Annotated in this window: 18 protein-coding genes; 10 read left to right on the top strand and 8 right to left on the bottom strand. The window is 61.7% G+C overall.

The window, feature by feature from the left end:
- Nucleotides 1–144: 144 nt before the first annotated feature.
- Together FJ957_RS17140 and FJ957_RS17135 are read left to right on the top strand one after the other, a co-directional pair.
- Complete coding sequence (locus FJ957_RS17140) at nt 145–501, top strand: RidA family protein (RefSeq protein WP_246685865.1); 357 nt, start codon at nt 145–147, stop codon at nt 499–501.
- Between the two features lie 120 nt (nt 502–621).
- A complete protein-coding gene (locus FJ957_RS17135; protein WP_140833271.1) occupies nt 622–1914 on the top strand; it encodes an FAD-binding oxidoreductase in 1293 nt (430 codons plus the stop codon).
- A 225-nt stretch (nt 1915–2139) separates the two neighbouring features.
- On the opposite strand, the gene FJ957_RS17130 is transcribed toward FJ957_RS17135, so the two are convergent.
- Together FJ957_RS17130 and FJ957_RS17125 are read right to left on the bottom strand one after the other, a co-directional pair.
- Nucleotides 2140–2571 (bottom strand): Rid family hydrolase, encoded by a 432-nt coding sequence (locus FJ957_RS17130; protein WP_246685864.1) that lies wholly within the window; start codon nt 2569–2571, stop codon nt 2140–2142.
- A 92-nt stretch (nt 2572–2663) separates the two neighbouring features.
- The gene (locus FJ957_RS17125) at nt 2664–3101 is read right to left on the bottom strand and encodes a VOC family protein (protein WP_140833269.1); all 438 of its coding nucleotides are present in this window, start codon (nt 3099–3101) and stop codon (nt 2664–2666) included.
- A gap of 319 nt (nt 3102–3420) precedes the next feature.
- On the opposite strand from FJ957_RS17125, the gene FJ957_RS17120 reads away from it, so the two are divergent.
- Both FJ957_RS17120 and FJ957_RS17115 read left to right on the top strand, forming a co-directional pair.
- The gene (locus FJ957_RS17120; protein ID WP_181177585.1) at nt 3421–3792 is read left to right on the top strand and encodes a DoxX family membrane protein; all 372 of its coding nucleotides are present in this window, start codon (nt 3421–3423) and stop codon (nt 3790–3792) included.
- 150 nt (nt 3793–3942) lie between these two features.
- The gene (locus FJ957_RS17115) at nt 3943–5559 is read left to right on the top strand and encodes an FAD-dependent oxidoreductase (RefSeq protein WP_140833265.1); all 1617 of its coding nucleotides are present in this window, start codon (nt 3943–3945) and stop codon (nt 5557–5559) included.
- Between the two features lie 299 nt (nt 5560–5858).
- Here FJ957_RS17115 and FJ957_RS17110 read toward each other — a convergent pair whose 3' ends face one another.
- The 6 genes from FJ957_RS17110 to FJ957_RS17085 form a co-directional block, all read right to left on the bottom strand.
- Nucleotides 5859–6623, bottom strand: a complete 765-nt coding sequence (locus FJ957_RS17110; RefSeq protein ID WP_140833264.1) for an amino acid ABC transporter ATP-binding protein — start codon at nt 6621–6623, stop codon at nt 5859–5861.
- Nucleotides 6620–7591 carry an amino acid ABC transporter permease gene (locus FJ957_RS17105; protein WP_140833689.1) on the bottom strand — a complete coding sequence of 324 codons (972 nt, stop codon included), beginning with the start codon at nt 7589–7591 and terminating at the stop codon, nt 6620–6622. Before FJ957_RS17105 ends, FJ957_RS17110 begins: the two co-directional genes overlap by 4 nt.
- 177 nt (nt 7592–7768) lie before the next feature.
- Nucleotides 7769–8680, bottom strand: a complete 912-nt coding sequence (locus FJ957_RS17100; RefSeq protein ID WP_140833262.1) for an ABC transporter substrate-binding protein — start codon at nt 8678–8680, stop codon at nt 7769–7771.
- A gap of 134 nt (nt 8681–8814) precedes the next feature.
- The gene (locus FJ957_RS17095; RefSeq protein WP_140833688.1) at nt 8815–10503 is read right to left on the bottom strand and encodes a thiamine pyrophosphate-binding protein; all 1689 of its coding nucleotides are present in this window, start codon (nt 10501–10503) and stop codon (nt 8815–8817) included.
- Nucleotides 10504–10551: 48 nt separating this feature from the next.
- Nucleotides 10552–12039 carry an aldehyde dehydrogenase gene (locus FJ957_RS17090; RefSeq protein ID WP_140833260.1) on the bottom strand — a complete coding sequence of 496 codons (1488 nt, stop codon included), beginning with the start codon at nt 12037–12039 and terminating at the stop codon, nt 10552–10554.
- A gap of 712 nt (nt 12040–12751) precedes the next feature.
- Nucleotides 12752–13453 (bottom strand): GntR family transcriptional regulator, encoded by a 702-nt coding sequence (locus FJ957_RS17085; protein WP_140833258.1) that lies wholly within the window; start codon nt 13451–13453, stop codon nt 12752–12754.
- Nucleotides 13454–13592: 139 nt separating this feature from the next.
- Between FJ957_RS17085 and FJ957_RS17080 the strand changes: the two genes are divergently transcribed.
- The 6 genes from FJ957_RS17080 to FJ957_RS17055 all read left to right on the top strand — a co-directional run bounded on the left by FJ957_RS17080 (nt 13593) and on the right by FJ957_RS17055 (nt 20513).
- Complete coding sequence (locus FJ957_RS17080; RefSeq protein WP_140833256.1) at nt 13593–14180, top strand: amino acid synthesis family protein; 588 nt, start codon at nt 13593–13595, stop codon at nt 14178–14180.
- Nucleotides 14173–15987, top strand: coding sequence for an alpha/beta fold hydrolase (locus tag FJ957_RS17075; RefSeq protein WP_140833254.1), 1815 nt, complete (start codon nt 14173–14175; stop codon nt 15985–15987). Before FJ957_RS17080 ends, FJ957_RS17075 begins: the two co-directional genes overlap by 8 nt.
- Before the next feature lie 5 nt (nt 15988–15992).
- Nucleotides 15993–17045: an LLM class flavin-dependent oxidoreductase gene (locus tag FJ957_RS17070; RefSeq protein ID WP_140833252.1), complete on the top strand. Its 1053-nt coding sequence runs from the start codon at nt 15993–15995 to the stop codon at nt 17043–17045.
- On the top strand, nt 17042–18517 hold the full coding sequence (locus FJ957_RS17065) for an aldehyde dehydrogenase (RefSeq protein ID WP_140833250.1): 1476 nt from the start codon (nt 17042–17044) through the stop codon (nt 18515–18517). Before FJ957_RS17070 ends, FJ957_RS17065 begins: the two co-directional genes overlap by 4 nt.
- 62 nt (nt 18518–18579) lie before the next feature.
- The gene (locus FJ957_RS17060) at nt 18580–19584 is read left to right on the top strand and encodes an ABC transporter substrate-binding protein (protein WP_140833248.1); all 1005 of its coding nucleotides are present in this window, start codon (nt 18580–18582) and stop codon (nt 19582–19584) included.
- Between the two features lie 92 nt (nt 19585–19676).
- A complete protein-coding gene (locus FJ957_RS17055; protein WP_246685863.1) occupies nt 19677–20513 on the top strand; it encodes an ABC transporter permease in 837 nt (278 codons plus the stop codon).
- Nucleotide 20514: the final 1 nt, after the last annotated feature.

Here is a 20514-nt window from a genome sequence, read left to right as displayed (position 1 = left end):
TGAGGCCATCGGGGAAACCATGTCGCTACGCCAAGTTGCAAATCCTGCCCGGCTTGACAACGGCAACCAATCACTTACCCTATCATATAACTAGAAATGTAATATTATGAATTTGAAATGCCTCTGGTCTGGGAAGGTGGGGGAATGAGCAGCGGTATCGTTCGACATGACGAGAACAATCGCATGAGCCTTGCCGTGGAGGCGGGTGGCTTCGTCTTTCTGGCTGGCCTAACCGCGGTCGAGACGCGCGGCGGCACCGTCACCGCACAGACAAAAGAGATACTTCAAAGGATCGATCATCACCTCGCCCAAGCAGGCACAAGCAAAGCGAAACTTGTCAGTGCGCAGATCTGGCTGGCCGACACCGCTACGTTCAACGAGCTCAATACAGTATGGGAAGCGTGGGTCGCCGATGTCGGCAAGCCTGTTCGCGCCTGCGTGGAGTCACGCCTGGCGGACCCTGCTCTTACCGTGGAAATCATGGTCACGGCCTTGCGGTGAGCTGTCAGCCATTATTGATGGATGAGATGTCTTTCGCGCGGCATGCCTGCAAAGGTCCTCGATGATCCAGCGGTCGAACGAAGTGACTTTCTCTGCAGAAGACAGTGACGCGGCGGCCTGATGGAAGCGATATCCACACGCGACTGGGACGTGATTGTTGTCGGCGGGGGCATCGTCGGATGCTCCGCGGCATATTATGCCGCCAGGAATGGAATGCGTGTCCTGCTTGTGGAGCGAGACGCACCTGGGTCGGCGCAATCCGGCCGCAACCTCGGCTTTGTCCGTCAGCAGAACCGCGACTTTCGAGAGCTTGCATTGATGATCGGCGCCCTGTCGATATGGGAAGGGCTCGAAGCGGAACTGGGGTGCCGGGTAGGGTGGCGGCAGGGCGGGAACGTGTCGCTGGCGTTCAGCGAGGCGGATCTTGTTTCCAGGCGTGCCTGGCAGAAGCGCGCGGCCGAAGAATTTGGCCTCGACACGCGGATGCTGTCGGCAACGGAAACCTACGCGCTGGTGCCTCAGCTGGCGACCGATTGCGGCGTGGTCGGAGCGATGTACACACCCAGTGACGGGAAGGCCGAGCCTGCTCGAGCGACCCGCGCATTTTTTGAAGCGGCGCTCAGAGCCGGAGCGGCATTCGCTTTCGGTGAGCCGGTCACGCGCATAGAAACCAGCGCTGCAAAAGTCTCCGGTGTTCAGATCCGCGATCGGCTTTACCGCGCGGGCACGGTGATCATCGCCGCGGGAGCCGGGAGTGCCGCCCTGTTGAGGAAGGCGGGACTGGATCTGCCTCAGGAGTTCATCCGGGCGACGGTCGCAAGAACGGTGGCGAGGTCCGAACCGCGCATAACGGCCTGCGTCTCGGGTCAACATACCGGCATCCGGCAGGATCTGAACGGAGCCTATGTTATATCTGTCGCGGGAGGTGAATACGACCTGCGGCCCGACTCCTGGCGTCATATGCGATGGTACGAGGCCACACGAAGGTCCAATCCCGATGCGGCACGGATAGATTATCTCGCGCCGATCAAGCGGCTCTTTCCCTCGCGGACCCACTTGCCTGTCGCCGACTTTCCGCCCAGCCGCGACAACCCGCGTCCGGAATTCTTGCGCGTGGAGCAGGCAAGCCGAGAGTTCTCCCGGCTCTTCAAGACTTTGGCCGATCTGCGGATCGAGACCTGCTGGGCGGGGATCATCGACACAATGCCGGATGTCATTCCGGTCCTGGGTCCCGTCGAAGGCGTTTCAGGCATGCTCGTTGGAACAGGGTTCAGCGGTCACGGCTTCGGGCCGGGGCCGATGGCCGGAAAGGTCCTCTCGGATATCGTCGCGGACCGGCGCTCGCCCGTCGACATTTCGGCCTTGTCGCCAATGCGCTTCGTAAAAAACTGGGTATCGTCGAAGGCAATATAAGCACTGTGGAACAGGGTGTTTGGCGGTGGGATCCTCTCGCCGCAACTTGTTGCGGGCTCGCGCCTAACCGGGTCTTGGTTTCAATCTGATGATAGGCGCTTCAGCCGCCTCAAATGGTGACGATTGCTAATCCGACAGCTCAGCCGGGCAGACCTGAAGGGTGGTCGCCAGGAGCAGTAGCCACGCAGCCAGGAAGCGGAGCGCTCCGCTTCCTGAACTATCCGTTCAGCCAGGGACTACGGAGCCAGATCTGGACGCGGTGATCTCGATCTCGACCCGCGCGCCGGACGCAGGAATCTGACAGATGAGAAAGGTGCTTGTAGGTCTGATGTCGCCAAAGACCTCACCAAGTACCGGTACGACGGCCGATGCCGCCTCGGCGTCCGCAACGAAGACGCGGCTGACGACGGCATCGGCCAGGCTCGATCCCGCCTGGCGAAGAGTATCGTTGATCGACGACAGGGCATTGCGTGCCTGCTGGGCCGGGTCCTCGGGAAACTCGTTTGTGACTGGATCGCGTCCAGTCGTGCCCGAGACGTGGATGGTCCTGCCGTCGATGACGGCTTTTGCGTAACCGGCGATGGCTTCGGACGCGGCCCCGGAAAAGATTCGATTGCGCATGAAAATTCCTGCCTCTCGTTGAGTGATGCTGCCCATGGGAGGGGGCGTGACCCTTGCGCGACCTGACAGGGCGTCCAAAGTCAGATTGGCCCGGCCGGTTGCGCCCTATTTGCCCTCAGGCGGTAGGTTCACCAAGCACCGGAATTGGGCATCGACGCCCAAGGCTCCGCCGGCGGTAGCGGCGTACCTTTCTGCATCAGTTCGATCGAAATGAGGTCGGGCGATCGGACAAACGCCATGCGACCATCTCGCGGTGGCCGGCTCAGTGTAATGCCGCCCTTCACCAGCCGATCGCAGACCGCGTAGATGTCGTCCACTTCCAGGCCCAGGTGCCCGAAGTTCCGGGCCGATCCATAGTCCTCGATATCCCAATTGTAGGTGAGCTCGATCTGAGGCGCATTGCCTCCGAGGACCTCGATATCGTTGGGGGCGCAGAGGAAGACCAAAGTGTAGCGGCCTTTTTCGTTCTCCATGCGCTTCACTTCGACAAGCCCGAGCTTGTGCACGTAAAAGTCCAGGGCAGCATCCAGATCGCGCACGCGCACCATGCTGTGGTTGAACTTCATCGTATCCTCCGCGATTGATCGGCCTGGGACATTGCTATACGTACAGGCAGTCAATTTCCATATTAAAAATCATCGTTAATAATATTTTTGACGGGCGATTGCTCAATGAGCGGCCTTGATGGTCGTCATGCTATTGATTTCACTGCCATTTACCCAGTGCTTGAGCGGCGATGCAGGGAGCGTCTTGGTGTCCCTGGCCCGGGAACGGGATCCCGGCAAGTGGCAAGAGAGGCGTTCTCCATCGACAAATTCGGGTGCTATCTTGATTAAAGAGATATATTAAGGTAGTAGAAAAAATATTATTTTCAGGGAGGAGCGGGTGTCGACACTTGAGGTGATTGGCCGGGTCATCATTGGCGGGTTTTTCCTGATTGCCGGCGCGCGGCACTTCCTGCATTTCAAACAGCGGATCACGGTGGTGAAAACCAGCTATGGCTGGCTTTTGCCGGCACCGATCATGGCTGCCGGGTTTGCGGCTCAGGCCGCGGCGGGCCTGGCGCTGATCGGCGGATACTGGATAGTGCCGGCAGTCGCTGTGCTGATCGCCTTCCTCGTGGTGGCGACCCCGCTCTACCACAATATGTTCATGTATAGCGGGCCGGAACGGGACCGACATTTTTACATGATCCTGATCAATTTCTCGCTCGCGGCGGCACTGCTGCTCATAGCGGCGGACGCTGTCCGAGCATGACCTGAGGGCGCGAAGCGGTTTCAGACTTCATTACCTATCTCTTCGATTTGGAGTTCGAGATCGCTCCGACCCGAAATCATCCGGCTGCAGGCGCGTCGGCTGACGCGGCAGTCTGCCCGCCTCGAACGGGAAAACGTAGGAGACAGGCCGATGGCAGAGGCCGACGAAGCGTGCGACGTTCTGGTTGCGGGATCCGGCTCGGCCGGCTTGGCGGCGGCGCTTCGCACGTCCGCTGCGGGTCTATCCACCATCATTGTCGAACGTGCCGGTCTCATCGGTGGAACGACGGCGGTTTCCGGAGCCGCCATCTGGATTCCGGCGAACCACCACGCCGCCGTCGCCGGTCTAGCGGACGACCGGGAGCGTGCCCTCACTTACATTCGGGCCGTGGCTCCCGAGGGCTGGAGAGAGACCGAAGACGCGCTCTGGCGGAGCTTTGTGGATGAGGCCCCGAACATGCTGGCTTTCCTGGAAAAAGAGACCCCCCTGCGCTTCTCGTTGATCAAGGAAGCCGATCCCTATCTCGAAAAGACAGGGGCTGTGCGGATGGGGCGGATGCTTTCGCCACGGATACTGCGAAGGAAGCTGGCCGGGCCATATGCCCGAATCCTGCAGCCCCCCAGCCTTCCGCATGTATTCACTTTCCAGGAGATGCTTGAACTCGACCCATTCCACCATCCGGTCGAAGCCGCCTTCAAGAGGTTGCCGCAACTGTTCTGGCGCTGGCTAACCGGCGGCAGGGGGATGGGAACCGCCCTCGTCACAGGCCTGCTCAGAGGCTGCCTTGATCATGGCTGCCGTGTCGCGCTGGAAACCCGCGCGATCGCCCCGATCGTCGAGACCGGACGTGTGAGGGGACTGGTGGTCGAGGCGGAGGGGCGGAAACGGAATATTCTGGCCCGCAAGGGGGTGGTCCTGGCCACCGGTGGATTTGAATGGGACGCTGAATGGCGGGAAAAGCATTTTCCCGGACATTGCGATTTCCTGGGAAGCCCGTCGAGAAATGACGGCGACACCCATCGCATCGCTGTCGAGGCTGGCGCGGAACTCGCACACATGGATCAGGCGAACATCACGGGAGGTCTGCCGCTGGATGCGTCACGTCGCCCATTCGGCATCAGCTCCTTCTTTCATCAGGAGCCCAACGCGATTGTTGTGAACCGCCACGGCCGGCGTTTCGTCAACGAATACCGCTTCAACCTCGGGGAAGTCATAGATGAACGCGAACCCTCCACCGGACAGCCGGCTCATCTGCCGGCATGGCTGGTCAGCGATCAGGCGTTCCTTGAGAACTTGCCCGTCGTGCGGCACTTTGCAGCGCGAAATCCGGGTTGGACGAGGAAGGCGCAAACGATCGCGGCGCTAGCCGAAGCGACTAGACTGCCAGCCGATGAACTCGCACGGACGATCGAGCGTTTCAACGCGTCTTGTGCGTCCGGCGTGGATGAACAATTTCATCGCGAGAATGTGGCATCGGGCGCGACGAAGGCGAGGCCCGGGAAAAGCCGACTGTCACCTATCCAAAAGGCTCCCTTCATCGCAATTCCGTTCAACCGAACCATCGTCTCGACCAAGGGTGGACCTCGAACCGACGCAGGCGGCCGCGTGCTCAGACCGGCCGGAAGCTTGGTGGAGGGGCTCTATTGCGCCGGCGCAGCGATGGCCAACCCATTCGGCACATGGGCGGTAGGAGCCGGCACCACGCTGGGACCCAACATGACGTGGGGCTATATCTGCGCGAACTCCATCATCTTCGCGAACGACTGAGCCGTTCGAAGGGTGCCTGAAAGCGCGCGCAGTCCATTAAACCCGGCGCTGCTTGAAGGGTGAGCCGGCCAGCGCGGCGACGATCCTGGACGGCTCATACTGCCGCGTGATGGCGACGCCCATCCTCGAGGGATGGAGGTTCGGCACAGGCTGGGCCGCTTCGGCAAGGCCATCTGCCCGGGTGGCAGACGCCGCCTTGGCCGGCTGCGCCTGTTCCGGGCCTCGTCCCGGGTCTCAACGGGAAGCGGGAAGGGCGCGTCAAAAGCGGCGTCCGCGTCCTTGGATTGACGTATGGCAGCTCAAATGATGCGCGAAAGAAATGCGCGCGTCCGCTCATGACTGGGATCGCCGAAAATCAGCTTCGGCGGCCCTTCTTCAACGACCATGCCGCCGTCCATGAACACGACCTTGTCCGCCACCTCTTCCGCAAAGCGCATCTCGTGGGTGACAACGATCATCGTCATGCCGTCGGCGGCAAGCGAACGCATGACGTCGAGGACCTCGCCGACGAGTTCGGGATCCAGCGCGCTCGTCGGTTCATCGAAAAGCATGAGCTTGGGCTTCATCGCCAAGGCACGCGCGATTGCCACCCGCTGCTGCTGCCCGCCTGAAAGCTGATCCGGATGCGCGTCGAGCCTGTCGCGCAGCCCGACCCGCTCGAGGAGTGCGATCGCCTCGTCGATGACCTCTTTCCTGGCACGCTTTTGAACCAGGATGGGAGCCTCGATCACATTTTGCAGCGCGGTCATATGGGCAAACAGATTGAAGCGCTGGAAGACCATTCCGATGTTGGATCGTCTGACGGAGATTTCCCTTTCTTTAAGTTCGTAAAGTCGATCTCCCCTACGGCAGTATCCCACCAGGTCGCCATCGACATAGAGTGCGCCGGAATCGATCTTCTCCAAATGATTGATACACCTGAGCAAGGTCGACTTGCCTGAACCGGAAGGGCCGATCAGGCATACGACCTCTCCGAGTTCGACATCGAAATCAATCCCCTTGAGAACTTGAAGGGCGCCAAAGCTCTTGCCCACCTGAACGGCGGAAACCATGGGCATTGTCATTTCGAATTCCTTATGGCTGAGCCGCCGAACATCCGTCTCGACCACGACACCGTCGCCGCGCGTTCTCCCCGGGCAAATCGTTTCTCTAGCCGTCCCTGCAACGCGGTCATCACAGAGGTTATAGCAAGGTACCAAACACAGGCGACGAGCAGCAGCGGGATGGTCTGGAAGGTACGGGATGAGATCGTCTGGACCGAATAGAGGAGATCGGACAGCGCGATGACGCTCACCAGCGATGTCATCTTCAGCATCCCGATCGTCTCATTGCCGGTCGGCGGCACGATCACTCGTAGTGCCTGCGGGAGAACGATCCGCCTCAGAATTTGTCCCGGCCTCATTCCCAGTGCTCGAGCAGCCTCCTGCTGCCCCTGATCCACAGACATGATGCCAGCGCGGACGATCTCCGCCATATACGCGCCCTCATTGAGCCCGAGGCCGAGCAAAGCGGCGGAATAGGGTGTAATCAGATCGTTGGCCGAACCCCTGAAGAAAGTCGGGCCGAAGGGTATTCCGATGACAATCTCTGGTATCAGAAATGCGAGATTGTACCAGAAAATGAGCTGCACAAGGATCGGCGTTCCGCGGAAGAACCAGAGATAAAGTCCTGCCGGAACGCTTAGAAAGGGGTTCTCCGAGATCCGCATAACCGCGAGGATGACGCTCAAAACGGATCCGATGCACATTGCGGCAACGGTCAGCCAGAGTGTTAGTCCCAGTCCCTGCAGGACGACCGGTGCAAACAGGTTCGCGAACACCACCTCCCATTCAAAGTTGGGGTTGGTGGCGATTCCATGAACCAGCCATATCGCCGCCGCCGCCATCGCCGCCGCGGCGATCCATCTGCCCGGATTGCGGACGGGAACGACCGTCAGCTTGTGGTCGGAGGCAAGATTGCGTTGCAGCCGCTTCGGCTCCGCCTGGTCGAGCGGCGTCTCAGGTACGGGACCGTCGAGCTTTCGTGCTTGCATGGCTTCCAACATTTCCTCCCATGCGCCGTTGTCTCGCAAGAAGATTCGGCGCTGTCTCGAAGTCCAGACGGCTGGCCCAGCGGTTCTTTCCGGCTCGATTCCCGATTGGGCGATCGGAGCCGGAAAGCTGTGATGCCAAGGCAATGATGGAAGCTTATGCCTTGGCTATTTCGGATATCAGTTGGCGGTCGCGCCCTTGGAGACCAGATTGATGCCGGGCGTCTTCAGCTTCAGAGCCGCGATATCCCACTTATCAAAGATGCGGTCATAGACGCCCTCGTCCATCAGCGCCTTCGTTCCGGCCAACAGCGCATCGGCCAGTTCCGTGTTGTCCTTCTTCACTATGAAGCCGTCGATCTGCTTCGGCATCACATCTAGCACGATAAGCTTCACCGGCTTAGACGACTGTTTCTTGATATAGGCGGCGGCGGAAGCATCGTTGACCAAGAAATCGACGCGACCCGAAAGCAACGCCAGGATAGTGGCATCTGCAGAAGCGAATTCGTTCGTGGTGATCGGCGGCTTGCCGTTCTTTACGCAGAGAGGCGAAAGCAACTCCGTGACGCTCTGGACAAATGTCGTGCCCTTCTGCTCGCCGCTTTTCAGGCCGCACAGGCTCAGCGGATCCTTGGTTATCGGACTGTCCTCACGCGTAAAGATGCCGTTGATGGAAATCGACAGATCAACGAACGTCACCTGTTTTTCACGCTCGACCGTGTCGGAGATGCACTCCATCGCGGTGTCGTAGCGACCGCTCTGGACGCCTGGTATCAGGCCATCGAAGTTGATCGATTCCGCCTTGACCTGCACCCCGAGCTTCTTTGCCAAGGCATTCCAAAGGTCCGGCTCCCAGCCGACCATCGTGACATTATCCTCCGCAAAGCTCTCGCACGGAGGATAGTGCGCGTCGGTCGCCAGCTTGATAATTCCGGAATCCTGAATGCTCTTGGGCAGCATTGCGTGCAAGGCCGGGTCGGTCTTGACCGAAGCGGTAATAGCATCGTCGGCGAGCGCGATTGTCGGCCTGCCGAGTACGAGAACGGCTACCGCCAGGAAGCTGATCGAAACTGCACTTATTACTTTCTTCATTTTACTTCCCCTTTGTTGGTGAGGTTGGGAGGGTTTGACACCCTTGTGTTGGTCACCCTTTCTGTCGAGGGTGCTTTGCCGGTCGGCAGCCGGTTCAGCGAACCGGCCAATTTGCTCGCGTCGGACCGGATGGCTCAGGCCCTTGCCGATCGTCGTTTTCGTAGGTCTGTCAGCGAATAGCGCGTGTGGATCGCTTCGGGATCGAGGGCGAGCTCGATCAGCGCGGGCTTGCCGGAGCCGATCGCGCGTTCGAACGCCGGGGCGAAATCTTCGGTCTTGCGCACACGCTCGGCATTGGCGCCGTAAGCTTTGGCAAGCATGCAGAAGTCGGGATTTACCAGGCTCGTCCCGTTGATACGGCCATCGAGCCTGTTTTCCTCGTGGATACGGATGGTCCCGTACATGTTGTTGTTGAAAAGCAGGATGATGACGTTGGCGCCGTATTGGACGGCGGTCGCAAGCTCTTCTCCGCACATCTGATAACAGCCGTCGCCGACGAAATTGACGACAATCCGCTCCGGGTAAAGCAGCTTCGCCGAGATGGCCGCCGGAAGGCTATAGCCCATCGAGCCGCTAATCGGACCAAGCTGCGTATGCAGCTTATAATGGGCGAAATATCTCTGACTCCAGGTCGCGTAAGCGCCCACGCCGTTCGTCACGATCGCATCATCGGGCAACCGGTTCCGAAGCCATTTCATCATGTTCGGCAAGTCGATCGGACCCGGACACGGTCCCGGCTTCGTTTCCATCTCGAAGGTTTTGCGCAGCCGGCGGACCCATTCCGCTCTCGCGGCGCGGTCGATCGAAGGCAGCCCGGCGAGCGCGGCGGCGAACGCGTCATTGTCGGCAAGTATCGCGAGATCGACCTGAAAGACCCGGTTCAATTCTTCGAGGCTGCTCGTCACATGGACGAATTTCTGCTTGGGCACGGGAATATCGAAGAGTGTGAAGCCCTCCATATATCCGGCCCCTATCGTGTTCACATCGCTGAGCGCGTCGTTGACCATGATGACGAGGTCGGTGTCCCTGATGTGCGAAAGAAGAGCCGGGTTGGAGCCGATGCCGATCTCTCCGGCATAGCATTCCAGCCGATGGTCGATGATATCCCGGCGGCGGAAGGTGGTGACGACAGGCACACGGCAATTTTCGGCAAACCGCTGGATGTCGTCGCGCGCCTGCTCGGTCCAACCGGAGCCGCCGACGATGATGACTGGCCGCTCCGCATCGGAGAGCATATCGCGGACCTTCGCCATGTCGGCCGGGGCGGGTGTCCCGACGGAGGTCAACGTGTAGGGCTTTCCTGTCGCAACGACGCATTCCTCCTCGAGCACGTCTTCCGGCACCACGAGGACGACCGGGCCCATCCGGCCGGTCATGGCCGTGTGATAGGCGCGCTGGATGAATTCCGGGATGCGTTTCGGATCATCTATCTGCGCCACCCATTTCGTCATGGGCGCGAACATCGTGCGGAAGTCGTAGGACATGAACGCTTCGCGCTCCATCAACCCCCGCTTCACTTGGCCCACCACCAGGATCATCGGCGAAGAATCCTGGTAGGCCGTGTGCACGCCGTTCACGGCGTTAGTGGCGCCGGGACTGCGTGTGACAAATGCGATACCGGGCGTTCCGGTCAGCTTGCCGTAGGCCTCGGCCATCTGAGCAGCGCCGTTTTCGTGGCGGCAGGTGATTGTGCGGATTTCCGGATGGCGGCACGCCAGCGCATCCAGCACCGAAAGAAAGCTCTCGCCGGGGACGTGATAGACGAGCTCGACCCCGTTGAGCCTGAGTTCGTCAGCGAGGATCTCGCTGCCCTTCCGCTTCATCATCTTTGCACTCACCTCCTAGCCCGACTCCGATCTGTCCGGTGTCCTTCAACCGATGACAAAGGGGTTCTCGATTTCCTTGGCCGTCGATAGCCACACCGCCTTCGTCTGGAGGTATTCGCGAATGCCCTCCACGCCGTTTTCGCGCCCCAGACCGCTCTTCTTGTAGCCGCCGAACGGCGTTGTATAAGAGATGTCGCGATAAGTGTTGATCCAGACGCTGCCCGCCTCGAGCTGTTCGGACATGCGCAGCGCACGCTTCATGTCTGAGGTCCAGACGCCGGCCGCCAGGCCGAACTCGCTATCGTTGGCGATCGCCACCGCTTCTTCCTGGTCGTCGAACACGATCGTCGAAAGGACCGGGCCAAACACTTCCTCGCGGGCGATCCGCATATCGTTTTTGACGCCGGTGAATATGGTTGGCTCGATGAAGTAGCCTGCTTCGCATTCGGCAAGCTCGGGCCGTTTGCCTCCCAACACGAGGCTTGCTCCCTCCTGCCTGGCAATATCGATGTAACCCAGCACCCTGTCGTACTGCGTGGCGTTGGCAATCGGGCCGATCTGGGTCTCCACCTTGCGCGGATCGCCTACCCGTGCCGCGCCGCTAAAGGCGGAAAGTTTCTCGACGAACTGATCGTGAATGCGCCTTTGCACGAGCAGGCGCGAACCGGCGATGCAAGTCTGTCCTGTCGCCCCGAAAATGCCGCCGACGACGCCGCGCACCGCGTTGTCCAGGTCGGCATCGTCGAACACGATGTTTGGCGATTTGCCGCCCAGCTCGAGGCTCACCCGCTTCACGTCGCGAGCGGCAAGCGAATACAGATGCGCTCCAGTTACCGTCGAGCCCGTGAAGCCAACGTGTCGCGTCAATGGATGTGTAACGAGCGGCTCGCCAATTTCCTTGCCGAACCCGGTCACGACGTTGATCACGCCAGGCGGGAAGCCAGCCAGCTCGACCAACTCCATAAGCTTCAGGGCGGTGGCGGACGTATGCTCCGCCGGCTTCATGACGATGGTGTTGCCCGCTGCTAGAGCGGGCGCTGCCTTGAGCGAGAAAAGCAGCAACGGTGCGTTCCATGGAACGATGCCGACGCAAACTCCCAAAGGCTCCGGACGAGAATAGCTTAGCGCCGGCTTGTCGCAGGGATGGACAACGCCTTCGATTTTGTCGGCCAGGCCGGCATAGTAATAGTACCATTTGGGAATATAGCGGATTTGATGCCGCATTTCCGCGAGCAGGCGACCATTGTCGCGCACCTCTATTTCCGCGAGCGCGTCGGCATGTTCTTCGATCAGGCTGCCAAGCCGATGAATAATTTTTCCGCGCTCGGAAGGATGCATGGATCTCCAGGGGCCTTCTCTGAAAGCACGGTCCGCGGCGCGGATGGCGCGGTCGGCGTCGGCGGAATTTCCTCTCGGTACCAGCGCCCATGGCTTGGCCGTGAAGGGATCCACCGTCTCGAAGTAATCCCCTGATGCGGGCTCTACCCGCTCGCCGCCGATATACATCTTCATTTTGCCGAGCTCGCCCGCCATCCCGTTCTCCTGCTTTTCAGCCCAGTGCCTCACACATCGGGGGTGAGGGTGGTTTAATCATCTTTTCTACGAAGAAGTAATATCATTTTAGCGAGAAAATACTCTTGCTTTCCGCTTGTCAAGGGCGAGGAACAGGGAAAAGCGCTGGCGAGCGGGGCAATTGGGGGACCAAAGTGATATTGGTGGTTTAGACCCGAACGTCTGAGCAACGACGCTCCCGCCGCAGCGCGTCGAATCAGGCCTGCGGTCCAGCCATACTCATGTCGAGTCAACGTTGGGCGAGACGATTGAACGCTCGATCCGCTGCGGGTAGGGCGCGCCGAAGTTCCTAGAAGCTTTTTCGAACGTTCTGAGTCGCGCCCCGGTCGGAATTGTGGGTGCTTATGGACAAGATGAGACCCTAGATTCGGTTTTTGGATAATTGGCGCGCCGACTTCTGGCAGATTGCCTTCTTGACAGGGCGCGCCGGCGCGAACCTCAACTGGTCCGGATTCCGGATAGCGGCTTAACGCCTGAACTTTTGCTGAGGATACTGCTCTGCTCTCCTGCAGTCAGACAATCGTCAGCCACCGCTGGAGATTAAGATTGCGCTCAAGCCTTCCTAGGGTGAACGATCACGAACCAAACCTTATCGAACATCGTTGAAGGCGGCGGCGTCCACCCCCTTGGCACGAGAGGCTGTATGTGTGAGGAGAGGTCGGAGGCTAAAGGGTCAACGGCTTCTCGGCAACGAACCAAACTCGCCGTCGGGCTGCAGCGCAGTACGGGCAATCTTCCAGGCGGATTCGACATGCCTTCGCGCGGCCGCTTCGGCCTCATCCGGCTTGCGCGCCCTTATCGCATCCATGATCTCGTTCATTTCCGCGATGGCCGGCTCGCGCCGGTTCGCCGAGGCGATCGTCATCGATCGCAGTTGATTGATTCGCACGTTGAGCCCGCTCACGATCTCCCACGCGACGCGTTTGTCGGCCGCCTCGAACAGCGCCTCGTAGAATGTCGTCGTCGCGCGCATCACCGCCGGCGGCTTGCCCGACGCCCACGCTTCGAGCAGCTTCGCCAGCGCCGCATCGAGCAGCGCGATCTGATCGTCGGTGGCCGACGTGGCGCAGGCCTTCGCGGCAATGCCCTCCAGCAGCGCGCGCAACTCGTAGATCTCGTCGGTGCGGCCAAGGTCGGGCTTCGCCACCGCCGGCCCGTGCCCGGGTATCATCTGCACGAGGCCTTCGGTCTCCAACTGCCGCAGCACCTCACGCACCACCGAACGGCTGACCCCGAGCTGATCGCATAACGGCCGCTCGACCAGCCTTTCGCCTGGCTGGAAATGGAAATCCATGATCGCCTCGCGCATTCGCTCCAGCGCCAGCGTCCTCAACGTCTTGGCGGAGCGGTCGATGCGAAGCGTGTCGTCAGCCATTTTTCCTGAATCCCTAGTCTCGTCACAAAAACAGATTCCATAACCGATTGACAAGACATGCGGCACTCCATAGTATGGTATACCATAATACGATATAGAAATCGATGCAGCCGCGAGCGGCTCCGTCCCGAGGAATTCCATGCAGTCGGCCATCCGCAAGATCGTGACCTATACCGAGAACACGCTGATCGAAGGCGGCAAGGTAGCCTCGCGACCGTTGCGCCTGATCGGCGTCGCAGCGGTGCTCACTAACCCGTGGGCAGGCCGCGGCTTCACCGAGGATCTTTCCCCTGAAATCCGGACGCTCGCTCCCTTGCTCGGCGAGACGCTAACCAATGAGATCATCCGTGTCGCCGGTTCTGGCGAGGCGATTGAAGGCTACGGCAAGGCCGCCATCTGCGGCACGTCGGGCGAGGTCGAGCATGCCTCGGCGCTGATCCACACGCTGCATTTCGGCAACCACTATCGCCGCGCCGTCGGTGCCAAGACCTATCTCGCCTTCACCAATCTGCGCGGCGGTCCCAACACGCCGATCATGATCCCGCTGATGGACAAGAACGACGAAGGCCGCCGCTCGCATTATCTGACCGTGCATTTCCAGATCGGCGACGCGCCCGCCCCTGACGAGCTAGTGGTGGCGCTCGGCGCGTCGATCGGCGGCCGCCCGCATCATCGCATCGGCGACCGCTACCAGGATCTGAAGGAGATCGGAGACCTGCATGGCTGACGCCGCGACGATGCGCAACAAGGCTCCCGACGGCACCGGCTTCATCCGTGCCGGTTCGGGCGCGCCTGTCCTGCTCATCCACGGCGTCGGCATGGATGCGGCGATCTGGCAGCCGCAGATCGCGGCCATGCAAGGTCGGTTCGACGTCATCGCCGTCGACATGCTTGGCCATGGCGCTTCGCCGCTGCCCCTCGAAAACGCCGGCCTGTCCGACTTCGCCGAGCAAGCAATCCGCCTGCTTGATCATCTTGGCCTGGATCGCGTCGCCGTCGTCGGTCACTCGATGGGTGCGCTGGTCGCGCAGGAAATCGCGCTTCGCGCTCCCCCTCGCGTCAGCGCCCTCGTCTGTCTCAACGCCGTCTTCCGCCGCCCTCCGGATCTCGCTCAGGCGGTGCGCGAACGGGCGGCCGCGCTTGGTGGACCCGGCGATCCCTCGGCTATCGCCGCGACGATCGCCCGCTGGTTCGGCAATCCGATTCCACCCGGTCTTTCAGACGCGGCCGCGACGGCGCGCGCGGCGCTCGAAAGCGTCGACGCCGAAGGCTACGCCCGAACCTACCGCCTGTTTGCCAGCGCCGATACCGCGCATGCCGATCGGCTGGCCAACCTCACGGCACCCGCGCTGTTCATGACCGGCTCGGAAGATCGCAACTCGACTCCCGCCATGTCGGCGGCGATGGCGCGGCTCGCTCCGGCTGGGCGATGTGTCGTGCTGAGCGGCGAAAAGCACATGATGACAATCGCTTCGCCGCAAAAAGTGACTCAACGCATCACGGCCTTTCTCGACCAGGTCACGGCTGTTCAATCTGAGGCGGCGAAAGTCGTCCCCTCATTCGATGCCCCCGCGTTCGACGCCATGGAGTTCCGGCGCGCGCTCGGCTCCTTTCTGACCGGCGTCACCATCGTCACCACGATCGACGAGGCCGGCGACGCGCGCGGCTTCACCGCCAACTCCTTCACCTCCGTCTCGCTCGAGCCGCCGCTGGTGCTGGTCTGCATTGCCAAGAAGGCGCTGGGACATCAGGCCTTCTCGACTTCGAGAGGCTTTGCCATCAACATCTTGTCGGAAGCCCAGAAAGCCGCGTCCGGCATCTTCGCCTCGAAGGCCGCCGACAAGTTCGCCTCGGTGGCGTGGCAACCCGGGCAGACCGGCAATCCGCTGATCGACGGATCGGTCGCGGTGTTCGATTGCGACATGGAGCAGCTGGTCGATGCCGGCGACCATTCGATCCTCATCGGCCGCGTCCACGACTTCAGTCACAATGGCGCACAGCCTCTTGGCTACTGCCGCGGCGCCTATGTCACGCCGGGCCTGAGCCAGGAAGCGCTGGCCGCCGCCGCTCCGCCCGGAACCGAGGTCGGCGCCATCCTCGAGAATGAAGGCCGCGTGCTCTTCTTCGAGACCGCCGAAGGATACCAATTGCCGGCCGGTCGTGGTCTCGGCGCCGCGAACGATGCTCGCAGCCTCAAGGGAAAACTTGCCGCCAAGGCGATCGACGCAGAGCTCGGCTTTCTCTACGCGGTTTGGGACGACGCGACGGACGCCTCGCGGACTCATGTCTATTATCGCGGAACGGTAGATGCACCCGTCTCCGGTGACGGCCAGATCCGCCTTGTCGGGATCGAATGCATCGCTGAATTGAAAGTCGCCGACCCCGCGGTGCGTTCGATGCTGGCGCGCTATGCGCACGAGCGCACGGAGGACACGTTCGGCGTCTATGTCGGCAACGAGGTCGAAGGCGAAGTCCGGCCGCTCGCCAAGCCGGCGCCAATCCATTCCGGCCCAATCCATTCCGGCCAGCGGTGAGACCGATGAAGTTTTCGCTTTTCGTCCATATGGAGCGCTCGGATCTCGATAAGCCGCATTCAGAGCTCGTGGCGGAGCTGGAAGAACTCGTGCTGCTGGCGGAGCACGCCGGTTTCGAGGCGGCCTGGATCGGCGAGCATCACGGGATGGAATTCACCATCTCGCCGAACCCGTTCATCAACATCGCTTATCTCGCCGCCAAGACGAAAACCATCCGACTCGGCACCGGCACCATCATCGCGCCTTTCTGGCACCCGATCAAACTCGCCGGCGAAGCGGCGATGGCCGATGTCATCACCGGCGGCAGGCTGGATCTGGGCATCGCGCGCGGCGCCTACAGCTATGAGTATCAGCGCGTCTTCCCGGGACTGGACGCCTGGGGCGCCGGCCAGCGCATGCGCGAGATGATCCCAGCGATACGCGGCCTTTGGGATGGCGACTACGAGCATTCCGGCGAGTTCTGGCAGTTTCCCCCGACGACCTCCTCGCCGAAGCCTTTGCAAAAACCCTACCCGCCGATCTGGGTGGCCGCGCGCGACCCGAATTCGCATGACTTCGCCGTCGCCAACCGATGCCAGGTGCAGGTGACGCCGCTCGCCTCCGGCGATGGCGAGGTGGCCAGCTTGATGGAGCGCTTCAACGCCGCCTGCCAGGCCCATCCGGACATCCCGCGGCCGGAGATCATGCTGTTGATGCACACGTTCGTCGCCGAGGACGCCGCCGACGCCGACCGCCTGACCCAAGACCTATCGCGGTTCTACTGCCAGTTCGGCGCCTGGTTCCAGAACAAGAAGCCCGTTCGCCAGGGCGTTCTGGAACCGCTGACTGAGGAGGAGATCGCGGCCATGCCGCAATACGCGCCCGACAAGATCGGGCAGAACCTCGTCATTGGCGAAGCCGACGAGGTGATCGCCAGGCTGAAGACTTACGAGGCGCAGGGCTACGACCAATATTCCATCTGGATCGACAGCGGCCTCTCGCATGAGCGCAAGAAGAAATCGCTGCAGCTGTTCGTGGACAAGGTGATGCCGGCCTTCCAGGAGGCGGGGGCGCGATGAGCAGCACGGCCTTCACGAACTACATAGGCGGCCAGTTCGCCGAGGCGTCCTCCACTTTCGACAGCATCGATCCGTCGACGGGCGCGCCGTGGGCAAAGATGCCGGCCGCTTCCGTTGCCGATGTCGACCGCGCCGTCGAGGCCGCGCATCGCGCGCTGCGCTCCGGCCCATGGTCGACACTGACCGCGACGGAGCGCGGAAAACTGCTGGTGAAACTTGGCGATCTCGTCGCCGCCAATGCCGGCCGGCTGGCCGAGCTGGAAACGCGCGATACCGGCAAGATCATCCGCGAGACTCGCGCCCAGATCGCCTATGTCGGCGACTATTACCGCTATTATGGCGGACTGGCCGACAAGCACGAAGGCGCCTTCATCCCGATCGACAAGGCCGACATGGAAGTGACGGTGCGGCCCGAACCGATCGGCGTCGTCGCCGCCGTCGTGCCGTGGAACTCGCAGCTCTTCCTGTCAGCGGTCAAGCTAGGCCCGGCGCTGGCCGCCGGCTGCACCGTTGTCCTGAAAGCCTCCGAGGACGGCCCAGCGCCGCTTCTCGCTTTCGCCGAGTTGGTTGGCGAAGCCGGCTTTCCAGCCGGCGCTGTCAACATCATCACCGGTTTCGGGCATGATTGCGGGCATCGCCTAACCAGCCATCCGCTGGCCGCGCGGGTCGCCTTCACCGGTGGCCCGTCGACCGCGCGGCGGATCGTCGCCAACACGGCCGAGAACCTCGCCTACACGACGCTCGAGCTCGGCGGCAAAAGCCCGGTCGTCGTCTTCGCCGACGCCGATCTCGACAGCGCCGCCAATGCCGTCGTCGCCGGCATCTTCGCGGCGACCGGCCAAAGCTGCGTCGCCGGCTCGCGGCTTCTGGTCGAGCGCTCGGTCAAGGACGATTTCCTCGCCCGGCTGAAGCGCAAGGCCGAAGCCATCGTCATCGGCGATCCGCAGGATCCGGCGACCGAGATGGGTCCGCTGGCGACCGCGCGCCAGCGTGAAAGGATCGAGGCGATCGTCGCGGAGAGCGTGGCGGCGGGCGGCCGCCTGATCTCGGGCGGCGCGCGGCCAAAGGACAAGACCGACGGATTCTACTACCTGCCGACCATCATCGAGGCACAGGATCAGACGCTTGCCTGCGTGCGTGAAGAACTGTTCGGACCGGTACTCAGCGTGCTCGCCTTCGACAGCGAGGCTGAGGCGCTGGCTCTGGCCAACGACACGCCCTTCGGGCTCGCTTCCGGCGTCTTCACATCAAATCTCGCCAAGGTGCATCGCATGGCGCGCGGTATCCATGCAGGCGTCGTCTGGGTCAACACCTACCGCGCCGTCTCGCCACTGGTGCCCTTCGGCGGCTACGGCCTTTCTGGCCTCGGCCGCGAAGGCGGCCTCGACGCTATCCGCGATTACACGCGCTCGAAATCGGTGTGGATCCGCACCTCGGACGACCCGATCCCCGATCCCTTCGTCATGCGCTGAGGAAGCATGGCGGCGGTGCACTGAAGAACAAGAAACGGAACAACCAATCAGAGGAGAACGAGATGAAACTGATTTTCGCCGGCATCCTTGCCGGACTCATGGCGACCACGGCCGCGAAGGCCGATGAGATGGTGTTCACCAGCTGGGGCGGGACGACGCAGGAAGCCCAGACCAAATCCTGGGCCGAACCCTTCACCGCTTCGTCCAGCATCAAGGTGCTGCAGGACGGACCGACCGACTACGGCAAGCTGAAGGCCATGATCGACGCCAAGAACGTCACCTGGGACGTCGTCGACGTCGAGATGGATTTCGCCATCAAGGCGGCCAAGGACGGCCTGCTCGAGCCGATCGACTTCGCCGTCGTGCCGAAGGCTGATCTCGACCCGCGCTTCTCGAATGAGAACGCCGTCGGCAGCTTCTATTATTCCTTCGTGCTCGCCTGGAACAAGGGCTCCGTCTCCGGCGAGCCGGCAAGCTGGGCCGACATGTTCGACATCAAGAAATTCCCTGGAAAGCGCACCTTCTACAAATGGTCGGCGCCGGGCGTGATCGAGATCGCGCTGCTCGCCGACGGCGTGCCGGCCGACAAGCTCTATCCGCTCGACCTCGATCGCGCCTTCAAGAAGCTCGACACCATCAAATCGGACATCGTCTGGTGGGGCGGCGGCGCGGAGTCACAACAGCTGATCGCCTCCGGCGAGGCCACCTTTGGCCAGCTCTGGAACGGCCGCGTCTTCGCGCTGGAGAAGGATGGCGCCGATGTCGGCGTCTCCTGGAACCAGAACCTCACCGCCGCCGATGTTCTCGTCGTGCCGAAGGGTGCCAAGAACAAGGACGCCGCCATGAAGTTCCTCGTTGCCGCGACCAGCCCGACCGGCCAGGCGAAATTCGCCGAGGCGAGCGGCTACGCGCCGGTCAACACCAAGGCCAAGGCCGAGATGCCCGCCGATGTGGTCAAGAGCCTGCCCGACGCCCATGTCGACGGGCAGATCAACCTCGATATGAACTACTGGGCCGAGCATCGCGACGAGATCGCCACGCGCTGGTACGCCTGGCAGGCGAAGTGAGGCCCGTTCTTTCATGACAAATTCGGGACGGCACTGGCCGTCCCGATCCGCAATCCGGGGGTACCGCCATGTCGGTGGAAGAGCAGCAAGGGATGGCAACCCCTCGAATACCGGCAGGCCTCGGCGGCCTGCTTCCAGCGTTGATCCTGATCGGAATGTTTTTCGTCGTGCCGGTGCTGGCGCTTTTGCTGCGCAGCGTCACCGATCCCGCTCCGGGCCTGCAGAATTATGCGGCGTTGCTGGGCGACGGTACATATGCGCGTGTATTCTTCAACACCTTCCTCGTCGCTTTCGTCGTCACCATTGTCACCGTGCTAGTCGCCTTCCCGGTCGCCTGGATGCTGGCGATCATGCCGCCGGCACTCGCCTCGATCCTGTTCGGCATCATCATCCTGTCGATGTGGACGAACCTCTTGACCCGCACCTATGCATGGATGGTGCTCTTGCAGCGCACCGGCGTCATCAATCGGGCGCTGATGGGTGTGGGCATCATCGACCAGCCGCTGCCGCTCATCAACAATCTCACCGGCGTCACCATCGGCATGGTCTACATCATGCTGCCCTTCATGATCCTGCCGCTGGTCGGCACCTTGCGGGCGATCGATCCGATGATTTTGCGCGCCGCCGCCCTTTGCGGCGCGAGCCCGCTTGCCGCCCTCCGCCGCATCCTGCTGCCTCTGTCGCTGCCCGGCATCGCCGCAGGCGGGCTGATGGTCTTCGTGATGTCGCTCGGCTATTTCGTGACGCCCGCGCTGCTCGGCGGCACGTCGAACATGATGCTCGCCGAAATGATCGCGCAGATGATCCAGTCGCTGCTCAACTGGGGCCTGGGGAGCGCCGCCGCCTTCATCCTGCTCGTCGTCACCATGGCGCTCTATGCTCTGCAGCTGCGCCTGGTCGGCGCAAGACGCACGACGGGAGGCGGCTGAG

Origin of the sequence: Mesorhizobium sp. B2-4-6 (assembly GCF_006442775.1) — a bacterium.
Taxonomy (GTDB): domain Bacteria; phylum Pseudomonadota; class Alphaproteobacteria; order Rhizobiales; family Rhizobiaceae; genus Mesorhizobium.
Note: the sequence above shows the minus strand (reverse complement) of the source record. Positions and strands in the feature narration are given on the sequence as shown.